General features: G+C 73.7%; 18 protein-coding genes. 11 read left to right on the top strand and 7 right to left on the bottom strand.

What is annotated here, in order from left to right; genetic code table 11:
* Positions 1-199: 199 nt before the first annotated feature.
* The 3 genes from ACH4TG_RS30340 (at position 200) to ACH4TG_RS30330 (ending at position 2,678) form a co-directional block, all read left to right on the top strand.
* A complete protein-coding gene (locus tag ACH4TG_RS30340) occupies positions 200-838 on the top strand; it encodes a DUF6758 family protein (RefSeq protein WP_398245782.1) in 639 nt (212 codons plus the stop codon).
* Between the two features lie 161 nt (positions 839-999).
* Positions 1,000-1,908, top strand: a complete 909-nt coding sequence (locus tag ACH4TG_RS30335; protein WP_398245781.1) for a PHP domain-containing protein — start codon at positions 1,000-1,002, stop codon at positions 1,906-1,908.
* A 161-nt stretch (positions 1,909-2,069) separates the two neighbouring features.
* Positions 2,070-2,678, top strand: coding sequence for a MarC family protein (locus ACH4TG_RS30330; protein WP_398245780.1), 609 nt, complete (start codon positions 2,070-2,072; stop codon positions 2,676-2,678).
* A gap of 114 nt (positions 2,679-2,792) precedes the next feature.
* Here ACH4TG_RS30330 and ACH4TG_RS30325 read toward each other — a convergent pair whose 3' ends face one another.
* From ACH4TG_RS30325 to ACH4TG_RS30315, 3 genes are all read right to left on the bottom strand, one after another.
* Positions 2,793-2,933, bottom strand: a complete 141-nt coding sequence (locus ACH4TG_RS30325; protein ID WP_398245779.1) for a hypothetical protein — start codon at positions 2,931-2,933, stop codon at positions 2,793-2,795.
* 93 nt (positions 2,934-3,026) lie between these two features.
* On the bottom strand, positions 3,027-3,926 hold the full coding sequence (locus ACH4TG_RS30320) for an alpha/beta hydrolase (protein ID WP_398245778.1): 900 nt from the start codon (positions 3,924-3,926) through the stop codon (positions 3,027-3,029).
* A gap of 147 nt (positions 3,927-4,073) precedes the next feature.
* The gene (locus ACH4TG_RS30315) at positions 4,074-6,257 is read right to left on the bottom strand and encodes a DEAD/DEAH box helicase (protein WP_398245777.1); all 2,184 of its coding nucleotides are present in this window, start codon (positions 6,255-6,257) and stop codon (positions 4,074-4,076) included.
* 456 nt (positions 6,258-6,713) lie between these two features.
* On the opposite strand from ACH4TG_RS30315, the gene ACH4TG_RS30310 reads away from it, so the two are divergent.
* A complete protein-coding gene (locus ACH4TG_RS30310; protein ID WP_398245776.1) occupies positions 6,714-7,454 on the top strand; it encodes a ferritin-like fold-containing protein in 741 nt (246 codons plus the stop codon).
* A 66-nt stretch (positions 7,455-7,520) separates the two neighbouring features.
* Here ACH4TG_RS30310 and ACH4TG_RS30305 read toward each other — a convergent pair whose 3' ends face one another.
* The 4 genes from ACH4TG_RS30305 to ACH4TG_RS30290 form a co-directional block, all read right to left on the bottom strand.
* Positions 7,521-7,790, bottom strand: a complete 270-nt coding sequence (locus ACH4TG_RS30305) for a hypothetical protein (protein ID WP_398245775.1) — start codon at positions 7,788-7,790, stop codon at positions 7,521-7,523.
* Positions 7,791-7,923: 133 nt separating this feature from the next.
* Positions 7,924-8,154: a DUF3107 domain-containing protein gene (locus ACH4TG_RS30300; RefSeq protein ID WP_398245774.1), complete on the bottom strand. Its 231-nt coding sequence runs from the start codon at positions 8,152-8,154 to the stop codon at positions 7,924-7,926.
* Positions 8,155-8,321: 167 nt separating this feature from the next.
* Positions 8,322-8,963: a TetR/AcrR family transcriptional regulator gene (locus ACH4TG_RS30295; protein ID WP_398245773.1), complete on the bottom strand. Its 642-nt coding sequence runs from the start codon at positions 8,961-8,963 to the stop codon at positions 8,322-8,324.
* Positions 8,964-9,092: 129 nt separating this feature from the next.
* The gene (locus ACH4TG_RS30290) at positions 9,093-9,389 is read right to left on the bottom strand and encodes a hypothetical protein (RefSeq protein WP_398245772.1); all 297 of its coding nucleotides are present in this window, start codon (positions 9,387-9,389) and stop codon (positions 9,093-9,095) included.
* Positions 9,390-9,535: 146 nt separating this feature from the next.
* Between ACH4TG_RS30290 and ACH4TG_RS30285 the strand changes: the two genes are divergently transcribed.
* The 7 genes from ACH4TG_RS30285 (at position 9,536) to ACH4TG_RS30255 (ending at position 18,094) form a co-directional block, all read left to right on the top strand.
* Positions 9,536-10,612 (top strand): alpha/beta fold hydrolase, encoded by a 1,077-nt coding sequence (locus ACH4TG_RS30285; protein ID WP_398245771.1) that lies wholly within the window; start codon positions 9,536-9,538, stop codon positions 10,610-10,612.
* Between the two features lie 8 nt (positions 10,613-10,620).
* Positions 10,621-11,991 carry a DUF3152 domain-containing protein gene (locus ACH4TG_RS30280; protein WP_398245770.1) on the top strand — a complete coding sequence of 457 codons (1,371 nt, stop codon included), beginning with the start codon at positions 10,621-10,623 and terminating at the stop codon, positions 11,989-11,991.
* A gap of 118 nt (positions 11,992-12,109) precedes the next feature.
* The gene (locus ACH4TG_RS30275; RefSeq protein ID WP_398245769.1) at positions 12,110-12,208 is read left to right on the top strand and encodes an Ms4533A family Cys-rich leader peptide; all 99 of its coding nucleotides are present in this window, start codon (positions 12,110-12,112) and stop codon (positions 12,206-12,208) included.
* 220 nt (positions 12,209-12,428) lie between these two features.
* Positions 12,429-14,147 carry an ABC transporter substrate-binding protein gene (locus ACH4TG_RS30270; protein ID WP_398245768.1) on the top strand — a complete coding sequence of 573 codons (1,719 nt, stop codon included), beginning with the start codon at positions 12,429-12,431 and terminating at the stop codon, positions 14,145-14,147.
* A gap of 4 nt (positions 14,148-14,151) precedes the next feature.
* Positions 14,152-15,180 (top strand): ABC transporter permease, encoded by a 1,029-nt coding sequence (locus ACH4TG_RS30265; RefSeq protein WP_398245767.1) that lies wholly within the window; start codon positions 14,152-14,154, stop codon positions 15,178-15,180.
* A 5-nt stretch (positions 15,181-15,185) separates the two neighbouring features.
* Complete coding sequence (locus ACH4TG_RS30260) at positions 15,186-16,175, top strand: ABC transporter permease (protein ID WP_398245932.1); 990 nt, start codon at positions 15,186-15,188, stop codon at positions 16,173-16,175.
* Complete coding sequence (locus ACH4TG_RS30255; protein ID WP_398245766.1) at positions 16,172-18,094, top strand: dipeptide ABC transporter ATP-binding protein; 1,923 nt, start codon at positions 16,172-16,174, stop codon at positions 18,092-18,094. The genes ACH4TG_RS30260 and ACH4TG_RS30255 overlap by 4 nt, the downstream gene beginning before the upstream one ends.
* The last annotated feature ends 174 nt before the right edge of the window (positions 18,095-18,268 follow it).

Below are 18,268 nucleotides of genomic sequence, written 5' to 3'. Positions count from 1 at the left end.
TGGGGACGGGCGACAGAAGTAGTTGTGACATACACATAATAGGTTGGCTATACCAACTAATGCAACTACCACGTATCTCGCCGGTCACCGCCGGTGCGAACCGCGTGCCGCCGCCGCCCGGGGTCCGCCGCGCGCACCCTGGGTCCGGACGGGTGATCGTCCTTGACGCGAGCACGCACCGGGAGGACCGTGGGGCGTTATGAGGGGCGAACCCAGTTGCCCGAAGTGCGGTGGCAGGGTCCGCGCGCCCGGGCTCTTCGCCGATTCCTGGCAGTGCGATGTGCACGGCACCGTGCACCCGTTGCAGCCGGTCGTGCCGCCGAGCGTGGAGGCGCTCGGTGTGGTGGTCAACCGCTCCCATGTGCCGGTGTGGATGCCGTGGCCGCTGCCGGTGGGCTGGCTGTTCTCCGGCATCGCCGGCGCGGGTGACGACCGCAGCGGGGGCCGGGCCACCGCGGTGGCCTGCTCGGGGCCCGGACCGCTCGGGGGTCCGGGAGAGCTGATGCTGGTCGCCGAGGAGCTGGGCGTCGGGCTCGGCGCCCGCTACGCCGGCATCCAGGGACCCGACCCCGGTCCCGACATGTGCGTGGACAAGCCCGCGCACGCCAAGGTGCTGGCCGCCGGCCGGCCCACCCCGCTGTGGCACGTCAAGGGGACCCCGGACGACCGGGTGGTCTTCGCCGGCGAGGCCCGCGGGCTGTGGCTGTGGGCGATCGTGTGGCCAGAGGAGACCGGGCTGCTGATGTACGACGAGCTGGTGCTGACCGACCTGCGGGACGCCGGCGCCGAGGTCGACCTGCTGCCCTGCGGCGCATTGTCGCCGCGGCTGCTCGCCTGATCGCAGCAGCACCGGGGCCTTCCCAGGAATGAGGGCGGAGGGGCCGGGGATCGTAAGTGCCGAGGCGGGCTGCGCCCTGGGAATCGCAGGCGTGCGCGGGCGGTATCCTTATCACCGCTCGCGTGTCCCCCTGTCCGTCCCGTCCTCTTGGAGCCCGTGCCGTGCGCGTCGACCTGCACACCCACTCCACGGCGTCCGACGGCACGGACACCCCCGCCGAGCTGGTGCGCAACGCCGCCGCCGCGGGCCTGGACGTCGTCGCGCTCACCGACCACGACACCGTGGCCGGTTACGCCGAGGCGGCCCGCGCCCTGGCCGGGCCCGGCGTGCGGGGCAGCGGGCTGGCGCTGGTCACCGGCGCCGAACTGTCCTGCCGCATCCAGGGCATCAGCATGCACATGCTGGCCTACCTCTTCGACCCGGCTGAGCCGGAGCTGCACCGCGAGCGCGAACTGGTCCGGGACGACCGGGTGCCGCGGGCGCGCGGCATGGTCGCCAAGCTCCAGGAGCTGGGCGTGCCGGTGACCTGGGAGCAGGTCGCGCGGATCGCCGGCGTGCCGGCCGGCCCCGGCGGCGAGCCGGGAGCCGCGGCACCCGGCGTCTCGGTCGGCCGGCCGCACGTGGCCGCGGCGATGGTCGAGGCCGGCGTGGTGGACAGCGTCTCCGACGCGTTCACCAGCGAGTGGCTCGCCAACGACGGGCGCGCCTACGTCGCCAAGCACGAACTCGACCCCTTCGACGCCGTCCGCCTGGTGAAGGCCGCCGGCGGCGTCACCGTCTTCGCGCACCCCGGAGCCCACAAGCGCGGCGAGACCGTGCCGGACGCGGTGATCGCCGAACTGGCGGTCGCCGGCCTGGACGGTCTGGAGGTCGACCACACCGACCACGACGAGGCGACCCGCGCGCGGCTGCGCGCCCTGGCCGCCGACCACGGCCTGCTCGCCACCGGATCCAGCGACTACCACGGCAGCCGCAAGCCGGTCCGGCTCGGCGAGTGCACCACCGATCCCGAGGTCTACCGGGAGATCGCCCGCAGGGCGACCGGCGCCCAGCCGATCAGCGCCGTCTAGCCGGGCACCGCCGAGCCCGAGCCCCCCGCAGCCCGACCCCTTCCCCGAGCCGTCCGCCGCCGCGCGCCTGGAGCGCGCCCGCCGCGGAGGGCACCCCCTGAGCGCCCCCTGCCCGCAGGACGGGTCCGTCCCCGGCCCCGTACGACCCCGAAAGCCCCGCCATGTTCGACTTCACCCTGTTCGGGTCGGTCTTCGTCACGCTGTTCGTGATCATGGACCCGCCCGGGATCACTCCGATCTTCCTGGCCCTGACCTCGGGCCGCGCCGCCAAGGTGCAGCGGCGGATGGCCTGGCAGGCGGCGTCGGTCGCGCTCGGCGTGATCACCGTCTTCGGCATCTGCGGCCAGCAGATCCTCGACTACCTGCACGTCTCGGTCCCGGCGCTGCGCATCGCCGGCGGGCTGCTGCTCCTGCTCATCGCGCTGGACCTGCTCACCGGCAAGGCCGACGAGCCGACCCAGACCAAGGACGTCAACGTCGCGCTGGTCCCGCTCGGGATGCCGCTGCTGGCCGGTCCCGGCGCGATCGTCACCGTCATCCTCGCCGTGCAGCACGCGGACGGCTTCGGCCAGCAGACGTCGGTGTGGCTGGCGATCATCGCGATGCACGCCGTGCTGTGGCTGACCATGCGCTACTCGCTGGCGATCATCCGGCTGATCAAGGAGGGCGGGGTCGTGCTGGTCACCCGGCTGTCCGGCATGCTGCTCTCCGCGATCGCCGTCCAGTCGGTGGCCAACGGCGTCTTCGGCTTCATCCACGGCCAGGGCTGACACCGGCGCGGGCACCCGTGCCCGCGCCCGTGCGTGCCCGCGGGCATGCGAAAGCGCCCCGTACTCCATCGGTACGGGGCGCTGTTGCGTGTGCTGCGTCGAGCCTGAGCCGGGTCAGTCCGCCGGGCGGATGTAGATGCGCTGGCCCAGAGCTGCGGCCTGCTGCACGACCTCGTTGACGGCGGAGGCGTCCACGACGGTGCTGTCCACGGCAGTGCCGTTCACGTCGTCGAGTCGCATGATCTCGAAGCGCATGGGGCTTCTCCCTTCGTCGCGCGATACATGTACGGTCAACGAACACCCCCTTCTAACTATTCCTTAGGCTAACGAAAACTTCTGCCGGCCTCACTACTCTTCGGTAACACCCGTCCAGAACGCCACGAGCGCGGCTGCCGTCTCGGCCGGCCGCTCCGCGTTGGGGGAGTGCTCGGCGCCCTTGACGACCACGCGCCGCGCCCGCAGCCGGACCGCCATCTCGTCCATCCACGGCACGGGCCACGCGTAGTCCACCTCGCCGGAGAGTACGAGCTTCGGCAGCGGTACGGCGGCGAGTTCGCCGACCCGGTCGGGTTCGGTCATCAACTGCCGTGCAGTGGCGATCAGTTGCTCGGGGATCGTGGACACCCAGCGACGGTGCAGGAACTCGTCCAGCCACGCCGGGGCCACCGGCTCGCCGTCCGCCGCCTCGGGCGCGTTCTCGGCGTCCATGGCCCGCATCGCGTGCCAGGCCGTCTCCATGTCGGTCGTCGGCAGGAAGTCCACCGCCATCTGCGTGCGCACCTGCTGGTCCGGAGCGATGGCCGCGGGTCCCGAGCTCATCAGCGTCAGCGACGCCCACGGCAGCGGACCGGCCGCCAGCACCGCCGCCCTGACGAGGTGCCCGCCCAGCGAGTGGCCCAGCAGATGCACCCGGCCGGTCGCGTACGCCACGGCGACGGCCGCCGTCTGCGCGGTGATGTCGGCCGCCAACTCGGCCTGCGCGTAGGCGGCTTCGTCACGCGGACCGCCCGACTCGTGCTGCCCGCGGCCGTCGGCCGCCACGACCCGGAAGCCGGCCGCGGTCAGCGGCGGCATCAGGTCGAGGAAGTCCTCCTTGCTGCCCGTGTACCCGGGGACGAGCAGGGCGGCACCGCGGTACGGCGCCTGCGGGTCGGGGGTGCCGTCGAGCACGGCGAAGGAGCCGCGGGCGGTCTCCAGCCGGCGGGCGGCCACGTTGGCGGGCAGTTCAAGGGCGGTGGGACGGCTCATGAGGGGAGATTACGCGTCGTGTATGTCCGTCAGGTTGCGATCCGGGATGATCCGGCCGCACGTCGCGGGCGGGCGCGTACCCGGAGGACGCAGAGACGCCCGCAGCCCGGCCGAAGGGCCGGGCTGCGGGCGTCACACGTCATCCGGTCAGCTCGCCTCGACGGGCTCGGCCGCCTTGCGGGTGCGGCGGCGCGGTGCCGTGGGGGCCTCGTCGGCCGGTGCCTCGGCGGGAGCCGGGACCTCGGTGGCGACGGCCTTGCGGGTGCGGCGGCGCGGTGCCGTGGGGGCCTCGTCGGCCGGTGCCTCGGCGGGAGCCGGGACCTCGGTCGCGACGGCCTTGCGGGTACGGCGGCGCGGCGCCTTCGGCGCCTCGTCGGCCTCCGTCGCGGGAGCCGGGACCACCGCGGTCGCCGCCTCCGCCACGGGTGCCTCGGCGGCCTTGCGGGTCCGGCGCCGGGGAGCCTTGGGGGCCTCCTCCGCGGGCTCGGCGGCCGGCTCGGCCGCCGGCGTCACCGGAGCCTCCGCGACGGCCTTGCGGGTGCGGCGGCGCGGCGCCTTGGGCGCCTCCTCGGCCGGGGCCTGCGCGGCGGGAGCCGGGCTCACCGGTTCCGCGACGGCGGCGGCGTCCGCGGTGGCGACCGCCTCGACGGTGTCCACGGCCGCCTCCGCACGCTTGCGGGAGCGGCGGCGCGGGGCCTTCGGGGCGTCCTCGGCGGCAGCCTGTGCGGGCTCGGCGGCCGGCTCGGCCGCCGGCGTCACCGGAGCCTGTGCGGCCACCGGCGCGGCCGCGCCACCGCGGGTGCGGCGACGGCGGCGCGGGGTGCGCACGGCCTGCTCCTCGCCCGAGGAGACGGCCGTCGCGTCCGCCGCGGCGGAGCCGGCGGCTTCCGGGGCGTCCGCGACCGCGGTCGAGCCGCCGCGGGTGCGGCGCCGCTCCCGCGGCGTACGGGTACGGGCGGGACGCTCCTCGGCGGGGGCCGGACGGCCGCCGCGGCGGCCGCGCGCTCCGCGCCCGCCGGTCTCGCCGAGGTCCTCGACCTCCTCCGCGTCCAGACCGGCCCTGGTCCGCTCGGCCCGCGGCAGTATCCCCTTGGTGCCCTCGGGGATCCCCAGCAGCTCGTAGAGGTGCGGCGAGGTGGAGTACGTCTCCTCCGGGTCGCTGAACGGCAGGTCCAGCGCCTTGTTGATCAGCTGCCAGCGCGGGATGTCGTCCCAGTCCACCAGCGTCAGCGCGGTGCCGGAGGCGCCGGCCCGGCCGGTGCGGCCGATCCGGTGCAGATAGGTCTTCTCGTCCTCGGGCGTCTGGTAGTTGATCACGTGCGTGACGCCCTCGACGTCGATGCCGCGGGCGGCGACGTCGGTGCAGACCAGCACGTCCACCTTGCCGTTGCGGAACGCGCGCAGCGCCTGCTCGCGGGCGCCCTGCCCGAGGTCCCCGTGCACGGCACCGGAGGCGAACCCGCGCCGCTCCAGCTGCTCGGCGATGTCGGCGGCGGTCCGCTTGGTCCGGCAGAAGATCATCGCCAGGCCGCGGCCCTCGGCCTGCAGCACCCGCGAGATCAGCTCCGGCTTGTCCAGCGAGTGGGCCCGGAAGACGTGCTGGGTGATGTTGGCGACGGTCGCGCCCTCGTCGTCCGGCGCGGTCGCCCGGATGTGCGTGGGCTGCGACATGTAGCGGCGGGCCAGGGAGATGACCGCGCCCGGCATGGTCGCCGAGAACAGCATGGTCTGCCGCTTCACCGGCAGCATGCCCATGATCTTCTCGACGTCCGGCAGGAAGCCGAGGTCGAGCATCTCGTCGGCCTCGTCCAGCACCAGGCTGCGCACGTGGCGCAGGTTGAGCTTCTTCTGCCCGGCGAGGTCCAGCAGGCGGCCGGGGGTGCCGACGACCACGTCGACGCCCTTCTTCAGCTGCTCGACCTGCGGCTCGTAGGCGCGGCCGCCGTAGATCGCGGCGACCCGCACGTCACGCACCTTGCCGGCGGTCAGCAGGTCGTTGGTGACCTGCTGGCACAGCTCGCGGGTGGGGACCACCACGAGGGCCTGCGGGGTGTCGGTGAGCTGCTCGGGGGTGGCGCGGCCGGCTTCGACGTCGGCGGCGACGGTGACCCGCTCCAGGAGCGGCAGGCCGAAACCGAGGGTCTTGCCCGTGCCGGTCTTGGCCTGGCCGATGACGTCGTTGCCCGCGAGGGCGACCGGGAGCGTCATCTCCTGGATCGGGAAGGGAGTAATGATGCCGACGGCCTCGAGGGCCTCGGCGGTCTCGGGAAGGATTCCCAGGCTGCGGAACGTCGTGGTGGTCAGGATGTTGCCTCTTCTGTGAGACGGCACTGTGCGGCAAGGGGGGTCAAGCGCCGGCACGCCGTGAGGATCACGGCGTCGGCCACTGACCGCGCAGAGGTGTGTCGTGCAGCCGTAGGTGGCTGCGAAGCGCGGGACCGCTGCCCTCGCTCATGCCGCGAGCGGGCCCCTCCCGATGTCGGGAAGGCGGTCGGTTCGGAGCCGATCGGGCCACCGACCGGGCATCCAGGTGTTGCACACGTCGCCCGCCGGATCGGAAACGCGCCGATGACCGACGGGTGCAATACCACTCTACCCCGGAAAGTCTTAGCTGCACCCGATCAAATGTTTCGTTCGGGACGTCATCGCGGCGGTGACGGTCGCGCGACGCCCGTGCCGCGGTGCGCGCGGGCACGTGTGCCGCAGCCGGCGCACTCGGCGCGGCCTGCGGCGGCACGGCCCGCCAGGGGTCTTACGCGGGGCCCGGACTTGGCTATTGTGCGCTGCATGGAGACGCCTGACACACCCGACCGGAATCCCGCCCCCGCTCCCACCGGGATCGCCGCCCAGGACTGGGCCGCCGCGTCCGCTGACCCGCAGTACCGGGCCGCCGTCGTGGACCTGCTCGGCGCGCTGGCCTACGGCGAGCTGGCCGCGTTCGAGCGGCTCGCCGAGGACGCGAAGCTCGCGCCGACCCTCGAGGACAAGGCGGAGCTGGCGGCCATGGCGGCGGCGGAGTTCCACCACTTCGAGCAGCTCAGGGACCGGCTCACCTCGGTCGGCGAGGCGGCGAACCAGGCGATGCTGCCGTTCGGTGCCGCGCTGGACGAGTTCCACCGCCAGACCGCGCCCTCGGACTGGCTGGAGGGCCTGGTCAAGGCGTACGTCGGCGACTCGATCGCGTCCGACTTCTACCGCGAGGTCGCGGTCCGGCTCGACACCGACACCCGCACCCTGGTGCTCGCGGTCCTCGACGACACCGGGCACGCCACGTTCGCGGTGGAGAAGGTGCGCGCCGCGATCGAGGCCGACCCGCGGGTCGGCGGCCGGCTGGCCCTGTGGGCGCGGCGGCTGATGGGCGAGGCCCTCTCCCAGGCGCAGCGCGTGGTGGCCGACCGGGACGCGCTGTCCACGATGCTCGTGGGCGGCGTCGCCGACGGCTTCGACCTCGCCGAGGTCGGCAGGATGTTCTCCCGCATCACCGAGGCTCACACCAAGCGGATGGCGGCCCTGGGCCTCGCCGCCTGACGCGGCCGCGGCGGTCCGGCGCGGCCGCGGCGGGCCGCCGGTCCCGTCCGGCGGCCGGTCGGGCCGTCAGTCCTTGACCAGGCCCCAGGAGGAGCGGGTGTCGGGCCGGGCCAGCAGGCTCAGGAGCGCCGCGGCGACCGCGAGGGCGCCGGGAAGCGTCGCCTCCAGGTGGCCGGTGCCGACGATCGCGCGGGTGATCAGGCCGCCGGCGAGCGCGGCGCCCGGGCCGGTGCCCATCACCAGCGGCGAGCGGGGGAGCCGCCGGGGCAGCAGACGGGTGGCCGCGAGTGCGGCGGCGAGTCCGGTCACGGCGTAGGCCACGGCTTCCCACCACATGGTGATCCCCTCCGGTCGTGTACGGGCCGGCGTGCTCACGGGGGGTCTACCCCCGCAGGCCAGGGGACGAAACGGAGAGGCGGCAACCGGTCACCACCGGTTGCCGCCTCCGCGGTGTCGTGTCAGGGGCGCCTCAGAGCGCGGCACCGAAGCCGACGCGGCGGGTCGCCGGCTCGCCGATCTCGACGTACGCGACGCGGTCCGCGGGCACGAGGATCTTGCGCCCGTGCTCGTCCTCCAGGGACAGGACCGCCGCGGTCCCGGAGAGCGCCGCGGTGACGGCCTTCTCCACCTCTTCTGCGGACTGCGCGCTCTCGATGCTGATCTCGCGCGGCGCGTGCTGCACGCCGATCTTGACCTCCACGGCTTGGATACCTCCGATGGTCGGGCGGTGTGCGCGGTCGATCGCGCCGTACGCAGCACAGACTAGCCCCGCGCGGGCGGCGGAAATCGACGGCTGGGGAACGCCGTGAGCGAACAGCCCCGGAGGAAGACCGACCGGAAGTCCGACCGGAAGGCCGGGGGCCGGGGTCAGTGGTGGAGGTCGGTGCCGTGCAGGGGGAAGCCGGCGATGCCGCGCCAGGCGAGCGAGGTGAGCAGCTGCACCGCGGTGTCGCGGGACAGACCGCTGTCGCTGGCCAGCCAGTAGCGGGCCACGACCTGGGAGACGCCGCCCAGGCCCACGGCCAGCAGCATCGACTGCTCGCGGGCCAGCCCGGTGTCCTCGGCGATGACCTCGCTGATCGCCTCCGCGCACTGCAGCGAGACCTTGTCGACGCGCTCGCGGACCGCCGGCTCGTTCGTCAGGTCCGACTCGAAGACCAGCCGGAAGGCGCCGCCCTCGTCCTCGACGTAGGCGAAGTAGGCGTCCATCGTCGCCTCGACGCGCTTCTTGTTGTCCGTGGTGGACGCCAGCGCCCCGCGCACCGACTGCAGCAGCGCCTCGCAGTGCTGGTCCAGCAGCGCCAGGTAGAGCTCCAGCTTGCCGGGGAAGTGCTGGTAGAGCACCGGCTTGCTCACCCCGGCGCGCTCGGCGATGTCGTCCATCGCGGCGGCGTGGTAGCCCTGGGCGACGAAGACCGCCTGGGCCGCCCCCAGCAGCTGCTCGCGCCGAGCCCTGCGGGGCAGGCGGGTGCCGCGCGGGCGGGCCTGAGTCTGCTCGATGGCTGTCACGCCGCCTCCCAGTTCCGGTGAATGAAGTGAACGATGGACTGAACCACAGGGACGTTGCGTTGGCCATCGTACTTTTCGGTAACGATCCTGTGCGCTGTGCGGGCGGACATTCTCACTCCCTGGAACTGCTCAGCGGTAGTCGTCCTCGTCCTCCACGACCACGCGGCGCTGTTCCGCGGTGTCCGCGGGGTTCGCCTCGCCGTTCCGGTCCGAGGGTCCGGCGGTGACCGGCTCGTCGCGGCGCTGCACCAGTTCGGTGTGCTGTTCCGCGGCGTCGGCCTCCGGGGCCTCCAGGCCGATCTCGGCGGACGCCTCCTGCGCGCCGTTGTCGTCGAGCTCGTCCGCTTCCCGTTCCCGCTCCATCACTCCGCCCTCAAAGCGGTCGGGTTTCCGGTGGTCGCGGCTGTGCTGGGTCCGGTCGGACATGACGTCTCCGGTCTTTCGGTCGGTCCCTGCCCCTGCTCCAAGGGTGCGCCTTTCTCCCTGATCCAAGGGTGCGCCCCTTTTGTCTTCTCACCACTTGTGGCGGCGAACACACGGTCGCCCGCGTGATCGTCTCGTAACATTGGCCCATGCCAACGACCGATTCCCCTCGCGCGGCCGGTGTGACGGCGGCCGTTCCGCCCGCGGGACCGGTGCTCGCCGCCGGGGAGTCGGCCCGCACGGTGGACCTGCCGGGCCTCGGCCTCATGGTGCGCTCCGGACCCGGGGGCCGGGACGCCGAGCCCGCGCTGTGCGTGCACGGCCTGGGCGGCTCCTCGCAGAACTGGTCGGCGCTCATGTCCCGGCTGGCGGGCACCGTCGCGGCGGAGGCGCTGGACCTGCCCGGATTCGGGCACTCCCCGCCGCCGGACGACGGCAACTACTCGATCGCCGGGCACGCCCGGGCCGTGGTGCGGCTGCTGGACGCCGAGCGGCGCGGCCCGGTGCACCTGTTCGGCAACTCCCTGGGCGGCGCGGTGGCGGTCAAGGTGGCCGCGGCCCGGCCCGACCTGGTCCGCACCCTGACGCTGATCTCGCCGGCGATGCCCGAGGTCCCGCCGCAGCTCACCGCCTGGCCGACCGCGCTGGCCTCGGTGCCGGGGCTGCCGCAGCTGTACATGCGGGCCACCCGCGGGTGGACGATCGAGCAGCGCACCGCGGCCCTGCTCGCGCTCTGCTACGGGGACCCCTCGGTGGTCGACGGGCCGACCCGCGCCGCGGCGATGGCGGAGTACGAGCGCCGGCTGGACCTGCCGTACTTCTGGGACGTGATGATCCGCTCCACCCGCGGCATCGTGAACGCCTACACCCTGGGCGGCCAGCACGCGCTGTGGCGGCAGGCCGAGCGGGTGCTCGCGCCGACGCTGCTGGTGTACGGCGGGCGGGACCGGCTGGTGTCGGTGAAGACCGCGCGGCGCGCGGCCCGCACCTTCCGCGACGCCCGGCTGCTGACCATCCCGGACAGCGGCCATGTGGCGATGATGGAGCACCCCGATCTGGTGGCCCAGGCGTTCCGCGACCTGCGGTACGAGGTCGCCCACCGGAGCGGGACGCCCGGGGAGATCACGGACGGGCGGGACGTGGCGGCCGCCGGTGGTGTAGGTTCCGGCGCCGGCGCACAGAACGGTCCGAACAGTCCGACGAGCACCGCTGCGACCGGGAGCTGATCGAGGGCGTGGGCAAGCACAGCGCGAGCGAAGGCACGGGCGGCCAGGAGGGCGCCGACGGCCGTACGCCGTGGCACGGCACGTACCGGACACCGCCTCCGGCCGGCGCACCCGGCACCGGGCGGCGCCGGCGCGGCGACGCGCTCGGGGACACCGGCGGGTTCGCGGTGATCAGGCCGCGCGAGGCCGGCGGTCCGCCGCAGGCCCACCCCGAGCACCGCGAGCACGCCGCATGGGGTGCCTCGGGCGGCTGGGCGTCGCGCACCGGTCCCGTCCGCCGCCGCGACCTGCTGCCGGACCCGGTGGAGGAGTGGGCCGCGGACTGGGCGCCCTACGACACCGCCGCGCTGCTCAACTCGCCGGTGGCCGGCGGCTCCGGTGCCCGGGTCGCGTCGCACGCGCCCGGGCAGGGCCGGCTGGTGCCGCGTCCCCGCCAGGAGTTCGTCGACGCCTTCGACGCGCCCGCCTCGGCCCGTACCGGGGTGCAGGCCCCGGACGTCCCCGACCGCGACGCCGGCTCCGGCGACGGCGGCGACGACGGGACGGGGGACGGCGGCGCGGGCAAGGGCGGGGGAGGCAAGGGCCGCACCCTGGGCGGGGCGGCGGCCGCAGCCGTCGTCGCCGTGCTCGCCGTGATGGTGAGCAACCATCCCGCGGGCGAGGAGCACCACGCCGCCGACGGCAGCACCGGCCAGGACGACGCCTCGCGCTCCACCGGCGGCGAGGCGTCGCGTTCCCAGGAGCGCACGGCCACGCCCACCGCGACGGTCACCGCCGCCCCCTCGTACGACGAGCTGATGGCCCGGCAGTACCCGCTCGACCCCCGGCTCAGCCTGTCGGGGGCGTTCGAGACGGTGCCCGGCCACCAGGCCGCGCCGGGCGCGGGCAAGGTCCTGCGGTTCCGGGTGGACGTGGAGAAGGGGCTGCCGCTGGACGGGCGGCTGTTCTCCGACGCGGTCTTCACGACCCTGAATGATCCGCGCAGTTGGGGCCACGACGGCGCGATGACCTTCGAGCGGGTGTCAACCGGCCCGGCGGACATCGTGGTGACCCTCGCCAGCCCCGGTACCACCGCCAAGTGGTGCGCGAAGTCCGGTCTGGACACGTCGGTTGAGAACGTGTCATGTGACGCTGCGTCAACGCCGCGGACGATGATCAACGCCTACCGGTGGGCCCAGGGCGCCGTCACCTACGGCTCCTCGCGGATGCACGAGTACCGCCAGATGCTGGTCAACCACGAGATCGGGCACCGCCTCGGGCACGACCACGTGGGCTGCCCCAAGGAGGGCGCGCTCGCCCCGGTGATGATGCAGCAGACCAAGTTCCTGTCCCTGGACGGCGGTCCCACCTGCACACCCAACCCCTGGCCGTTCCCCTAGCCGCGGTCGCCTGAGGGGCCCGCGTCCGGTGGGCCCCGTCCCGCTCCATAAGTGATCCTTATCGCTTCTCTTGATGTCACTTTGACATCCGGGGGTGCTTCGCTGCACTCTTCTGTCCATGTCGCACCGCCACGCAACGCCGTCCCTGCGCGCCAGCATCGAGCTGGCGCTGATCGGCGTGGCCGCGCACTGCGTCGCCGACGTGCACTGTCGGTGACGACGCCCGGCCCTGACGCGTAGAGGCAGCCGCCTCCGCCTCCGGGCCGCTCCCGGCGGATCGCTCCGCCCTTCCCCTCCGCGCCCGGCGCGGCCACGTGCCGTGCCGTCCCGCGGACGGAATCCCCCCGTGCAACGGCTCCACCCTGCTCCGCCGTCGCTCCGCCTCCGTGCGGGGCGGCTCCTCTGTCTCGGCTTCGTCCTGCGTGAAAGGTCCCACGATGCGTCATCTGCCCGTCACATCCCGCCGCCTCGGCGTGATAGCCATCGGTCTGGCCATTGCGGCGGGGGCCGTCGCCTGCGGCCCGAAGAGCGGGAGCGACGCGAAGGCGGGCGCCGGCGCCAAGCCCCAGAAGGGCGGCACGCTCTACGTCCTCAACAACCAGGCGCAGGAGGACTTCGACCCGGCCCGCCTCTACACCTCCGGCGGCGGCAACATCCCCTCGCTCGTCTACCGGACGCTGACCACCCGCAACCGCGCGGACGGCGCCGCGGGCACCAAGGTCGTCCCGGACCTCGCCACCAACACCGGCGAGCCCAGCCAGAACGCCACGGTGTGGACGTACCACCTCAAGGACGGCCTGAAGTACCAGGACGGCACGCCCATCACCACCGCCGACATCAAGTACGACATCGAGCGGTCCTTCGCCCCCGAACTGTCCGGCGGCGCCCCCTACCTGCGCGACTGGCTGGTCGGCGCGGCCGACTACCAGGGCCCGTACAAGGACCCCAAGGGCCTGGCCTCGATCGAGACGCCCGACGCGAAGACGATCGTCTTCCACCTGGACAAGCCCGAGGGCGAGTTCCCGCTGCTGGCCACCCAGACCTCGTTCGCCCCGGTGCCCAAGGCCAAGGACACCGGCACGAAGTACGCCGAGCACCCGGTGTCCTCCGGCCCGTACGTGGTGGTGAGCAACGAGAACAACGGCGAGCACATCGTCCTCAAGCGCAACCCCAACTGGTCGGCGGCCACCGACGACCAGCGCAAGGCCTACCCCGACGTCATCGACGTGCAGTCCGGCATCGACCAGGCCGTGATCAACCAGCGGCTGGCGGCCGGCGTGGGCAAGGACGCGGACGCCGTCACCACCGACACCAACCTCGGCCCGGCCGAACTCGCCAAGATCACCGGCGACAAGACCCTGGCCTCCCGGGTCGGCACCGGCCACTTCGGCTACACCGACTACATCGCCTTCAACCCGAAGGTGAAGCCGTTCGACAACGTCAAGGTGCGCGAGGCCATCGCCTACGCGATCAACCGCACCACCGTCGTCAACGCGCAGGGCGGCTCCTCGCTCAACGAGGCGGCCACCACCTTCCTGCCCCAGCAGGCGGCGTTCGGCTACACGCCGTACGACCCGTTCCCGGCCGGCGCCACCGGCGACCCGGCCAAGGCCAAGGAGCTGCTGAAGGAGGCCGGCTACCCCGACGGTCTGACCGTCTCCCTCAGCCACGACGTCACCAAGGGCGACGAGCAGGGCCCGGAGGTCGCCACCGCGATCCAGGAGGCGCTCAAGCTCGCCGGCATCACCGTCAAGCTGGACGGCCAGGAGCACAACGCGTACAGCGACAAGATCCACAACGTGAAGACCGAGCCCGGCTTCTTCCTCGCCGGCTGGGGCGCCGACTGGCCGTCCGGCGGCCCGTTCCTCGGCCCGATCTTCGACGGCCGGCAGATCGTCACCGGCGGCGACAACTTCAACAACGCCCAGCTGAACGACCCTTCGGTGAACAACGAGATCGACGCGATCAACAAGATCACCGACCTGAAGGCCGCCGCGGTCCGCTGGGGCGCGCTGGACAAGAAGATCGGCGAGCAGGCGCTGACCGTGCCGCTGTACCACCCGGTCTACAAGCGGCTGTACGGCAAGAACGTCAAGAACATCGTGATCAGCGACTGGACCGGTGTGCTGGACGTCTCCCAGGCCGCGGTGAAGTGACGCCGTGAAGGTTGCAGGGACGGAAGCGATACGGCCCGCCGAGGGGGGAGCAGGCGCACTCGCGCCGGCTCCCCCCTCGGGGGCCCGCCAGGTCTGGCGGCGGCTCCGCGGCCGCCCCGCGGCCCTGGCCGGCGGTGCGGTCATCGTGCTGCTGGTCCTGATCGCGCTGGGCGCGCCGCTGCTCGCCGCGATCGAGGGCCAGGACACCACCAGCTACCACGCCGACCTGGTGAACTCCGCGTCCGGCGGAGTGCCGCGCGGCACCTTCGGCGGCATCAGCGGCTCCCACTGGCTGGGCGTCGAACCGGGCACCGGGCGCGACCTGTTCGCCCGGCTCGCCTACGGCGCCCGGGTCTCGCTCGGCGTCGCGATCGCCGCCACCGTGCTCCAGGTGCTGATCGGCGTGGCCTTCGGGCTCGCCGCCGGCCTCGGCAACCGCTGGGTCGACAACCTGCTCAGCCGCATCACCGACATCTTCGTCGTGATGCCCGCGCTGATCCTGGCCATCGCGCTGCTCGCCGTGGTGCCCAGCGGGTTCCCGCGGCCGGTGCTGCTGACGCTGGTGCTGGGCTTCATCGCCTGGGGCGGCTTCGCGAAGATCGTCCGGGCCCAGGTGCTCACCCAGAAGTCGCTGGACTACGTGGCGGCGTCCCGGCTCGCCGGCTCCTCACCGTGGCGCACCGCCCGGCGCGAGCTGCTGCCGGCGCTGGTCGCGCCCGTGCTGACGTACGCCGCGGTGACGCTGCCCACCAACATCGTCTCCGAGGCGGGCCTGTCCTTCCTCGGCATCGGCGTCACCCCGCCGACCCCGTCCTGGGGCCAGATGCTGTCCAGCGCGACCACCTGGTACCAGGCCGACTCGGCGTACGTGCTGCTGCCGGCCGCGCTGCTGTTCGTCACCGTGCTCGCCTTCACCGTCTTCGCCGACGGCATCCGCGCGGCGCTCGACCCGCGGGCCGCGAGCCGGCTGCGGGTCGGCACCCGCGCGGGCCGGAAGGCCGGCGCGGCCACCGGGGGAGGGGAGACCACATGACCGGGCTGCCCGCCTTCCTGCTGCGCCGCGCCCTGCAGGCCGTCGTGGTCCTGCTGGTACTGGCCGCCGTGCTCTACGCGGTGTTCTACCTCGCCCCCGGCGACGCCGCCCGGCTCGCCTGCGGCCCCAAGTGCTCGACCGCCCAAGTCGCCCAGATCCGCGGCCAGATGGGTCTCGACGACCCGGTGTACCTGCAGTTCTGGCACTTCCTCCAGGGCATCGTCGGCGGCCACACCTACAGCACCGGCACCGGCTCGGTGCACTGCCCCGCGCCGTGCCTCGGCCAGTCGTACCGCACCGGCGAGCTGGTCACCGACCTCATCACCCAGAAGCTGCCGGCCACCGCGTCGCTGGCGCTGGGCGCCATGGTGCTGTGGCTGGTCATCGGCGTCGGCACCGGCCTGGTCTCGGCGCTGCGCCGCGGCGGCGTCACCGAACGGCTGCTCACCGGGTTCACCCTGGTCGGCGTGGCCACCCCGGTGTTCATCACCGGCATCCTGCTGCTGCTCGTCTTCTGCTCCTGGCTGCAGTGGCTGCCCTACCCCTCTTACGTCCCGTTCACCGACGACCCGCAGCAGTGGGCCTGGAACCTGCTGCTGCCGTGGCTCGCGCTGGCCCTGGTCGAGGCGGCCAAGTACGCGCGACTGACCCGCTCCTCGATGCTGGAGACGCTCGCCGAGGACCACATCAGGACCTTCCGCGCCTATGGCGTCGGCGAGGCCGCGGTGGTCAGGCGGCACGCCCTGCGCGGGGCGCTCACCCCGGTCATCGCGCTGTCCGCGCTGGACCTCGGCACCATGTTCGGCGGCGCGCTGCTCACCGAGACCCTGTTCGGCATCCCGGGCCTGGGCCAGCAGCTCGTGCAGTCCGTGCAGCTCAAGGACCTGCCGGTGGTCGTCGGGATCGTTCTGGTGATGGGGCTCGCGGTGGTGCTGGCGAACGCCGTCGCCGACGTGCTCTACGCGCTCGCCGACCGAAGGGTGGTACTGGCATGACGGCCACGAACGGCACGCCGCGGACCGGGGACGGGACGCGGACCGCCGGCGCCTCCCAGACCGCCGGCGCCCCCCAGACCGCCGGCGCCACACGGACCGGCGGTGCGGCGGCGCCGGCATCCGCGCCGCTGGTCGAGGTCGCGGGCCTGCGGATCGAGTTCCCGACCGACGGCGGTGCGGTGCGGGCCGTCGACGGGCTGGACTTCACGCTCGGCGCGGGCGGCGCGCTCGGCCTCGTGGGGGAGTCCGGCTCCGGCAAGAGCGCCACCGCCTACGCCCTGCTCGGCCTGCACCGCGGCACCGGCGCGCGGGTCTCCGGCACGGTCCGGGTCGACGGCACCGACGTGCTCGCCGCCACCGACGCGGAACTGCGCCGGCTGCGCGGCGGCTCGGCCGCCATGATCTTCCAGGACCCGCTGTCCGCCCTCGACCCGTACTACGCGATCGGCGACCAGATCGCCGAGGTGTACCGGGTGCACCACCGGGTGGCGCGGTCCGCGGCCCGCGCGCGGGCGGTGGAGGTGCTCGACCGGGTCGGCATCGCCGACGCCGCCCGGCGGTCCCGGTCCCGCCCGCACGAGTTCAGCGGCGGCATGCGGCAGCGCGCGCTGATCGCCATGGCGCTCGCCTGCGAGCCGCGGCTGCTGATCGCGGACGAGCCGACGACCGCGCTGGACGTCACCGTGCAGGCCCAGATCCTCGACCTGCTGCACGAGTTGCGGGCCGAGACCGGCATGGCGCTGCTCCTGGTCACCCACGACCTGGGCGTCGTCGCCGGGAGCGTCGAGGAGATCCTCGTCATGCGCCACGGCGCCGCCGTCGAACGCGGCCCCGTCGGCACGGTCCTGGCCGAGCCGGCCGCCGCCTACACCCGCGCCCTGCTGACCGCCGTCCCGCGGCTGGAGGGGCCGGTCACGGCGGGCGCGGGGGCGACGGTTCACGGGGCCGGGACGGTGGAGCCGGCGGAGGAACCGCCGGAGCCGGCCGGGACGGTCGAGGACGCCGCCGGGGAGGCCGGGACGGTCACCGCCGTCGCGCCCGCGGCGGCGCCCGCCCTGGTGAAGGGCGGTGCGGGTGCCGGCGACGACGGCGTGCTGCTCGCCGCGGAGGGGCTGCGGCGCGAATTCGGGCGCGGGCGGCGGGCGTTCACCGCGGTGGACGGCGTCTCGCTGAGCGTGCGCGAGGGCGAGACCCTGGGCGTGGTCGGCGAGTCCGGCTCCGGCAAGACGACGCTCGGCCGGATGCTGGTGCGGCTGCTCGACCCGACGCAGGGCACCGTCCGCTACCGCGGCCGGGACATCGGCGCGCTCGGCGAGAAGGCCCTCCGGCCGCTGCGCCGCGAGCTGCAGATGGTCTTCCAGGACCCCGTCTCGTCCCTCAACCCCCGCCGCAGCATCGGCGAGTCGATCGCCGACCCGCTGCGGGCCGAGGGCCGGCTGACCGACGCGGCCGTGGTCGCCCGGGTCAAGGACCTGCTCGACCGGGTCGGCCTCGACCCCGACTGGTACCACCGCTACCCGCACGAGTTCAGCGGCGGCCAGCGCCAACGGGTCGGCATCGCCCGGGCTTTGGCGCCCGAGCCGAAGCTGGTCGTCTGCGACGAGCCGGTGTCCGCGCTCGACGTCACCACCCAGGCGCAGGTCGTCGCCCTGCTCGGCGAGCTGCAGCGCGACCTCGGCCTGGCCCTGGTGTTCATCGCGCACGACCTCGCCGTCGTCCGGCAGGTCAGCGACCGGGTCGCGGTGATGCGCGGCGGGCGGATCGTGGAGTCCGGCAGCGTCGACGAGGTCTACGACGCGCCCCAGGACCCGTACACCAAGGGCCTGTTGGCCGCCGTGCCGGTGCTCGACCCGGCCGAGGCGGCCGGCCGCCGGGAGAGCCGGCGGGCGCTGCGGAACGTGATGGTGGACGCACCTTAGGTCACGACAACGCGCTCCTGAGAGAGAAGTTACGTCTCTTCACCCCTTTTGGTGGCGCGGCGGGCCAACCGCCCCCCCCCCCCCGCCCGGCCGGATTAACCGCGGGGCGCCCCGGGCCCCCCGGGAGATTAACCCCACACCCCGGCCAACGCCCCGAAAGGTGGGGTACCCCGC

Origin of the sequence: Streptomyces sp. NPDC020917 (assembly GCF_044333795.1) — a bacterium.
Classification (GTDB): Bacteria; Actinomycetota; Actinomycetes; order Streptomycetales; family Streptomycetaceae; genus Actinacidiphila.
This window is presented reverse-complemented; position numbering and strand designations above follow the sequence as displayed.

What these genes read in the sequence shown, in the direction of transcription:
- ACH4TG_RS30330 (WP_398245780.1), top strand. Translation starts at nt 2,070, where the DNA reads ATGTTCGACTTCACCCTGTTCGGGTCGGTCTTCGTCACGCTGTTCGTG.
- ACH4TG_RS30320 (WP_398245778.1), bottom strand. Translation starts at nt 3,926, where the DNA reads ATGAGCCGTCCCACCGCCCTTGAACTGCCCGCCAACGTGGCCGCCCGC.
- ACH4TG_RS30290 (WP_398245772.1), bottom strand. Translation starts at nt 9,389, where the DNA reads ATGTCCGACCGGACCCAGCACAGCCGCGACCACCGGAAACCCGACCGC.
- ACH4TG_RS30275 (WP_398245769.1), top strand. Translation starts at nt 12,110, where the DNA reads ATGTCGCACCGCCACGCAACGCCGTCCCTGCGCGCCAGCATCGAGCTG.
- ACH4TG_RS30285 (WP_398245771.1), top strand. Translation starts at nt 9,536, where the DNA reads ATGCCAACGACCGATTCCCCTCGCGCGGCCGGTGTGACGGCGGCCGTT.
- ACH4TG_RS30340 (WP_398245782.1), top strand. Translation starts at nt 200, where the DNA reads ATGAGGGGCGAACCCAGTTGCCCGAAGTGCGGTGGCAGGGTCCGCGCG.
- ACH4TG_RS30305 (WP_398245775.1), bottom strand. Translation starts at nt 7,790, where the DNA reads ATGTGGTGGGAAGCCGTGGCCTACGCCGTGACCGGACTCGCCGCCGCA.
- ACH4TG_RS30325 (WP_398245779.1), bottom strand. Translation starts at nt 2,933, where the DNA reads ATGCGCTTCGAGATCATGCGACTCGACGACGTGAACGGCACTGCCGTG.
- ACH4TG_RS30255 (WP_398245766.1), top strand. Translation starts at nt 16,172, where the DNA reads ATGACGGCCACGAACGGCACGCCGCGGACCGGGGACGGGACGCGGACC.
- ACH4TG_RS30310 (WP_398245776.1), top strand. Translation starts at nt 6,714, where the DNA reads ATGGAGACGCCTGACACACCCGACCGGAATCCCGCCCCCGCTCCCACC.
- ACH4TG_RS30270 (WP_398245768.1), top strand. Translation starts at nt 12,429, where the DNA reads ATGCGTCATCTGCCCGTCACATCCCGCCGCCTCGGCGTGATAGCCATC.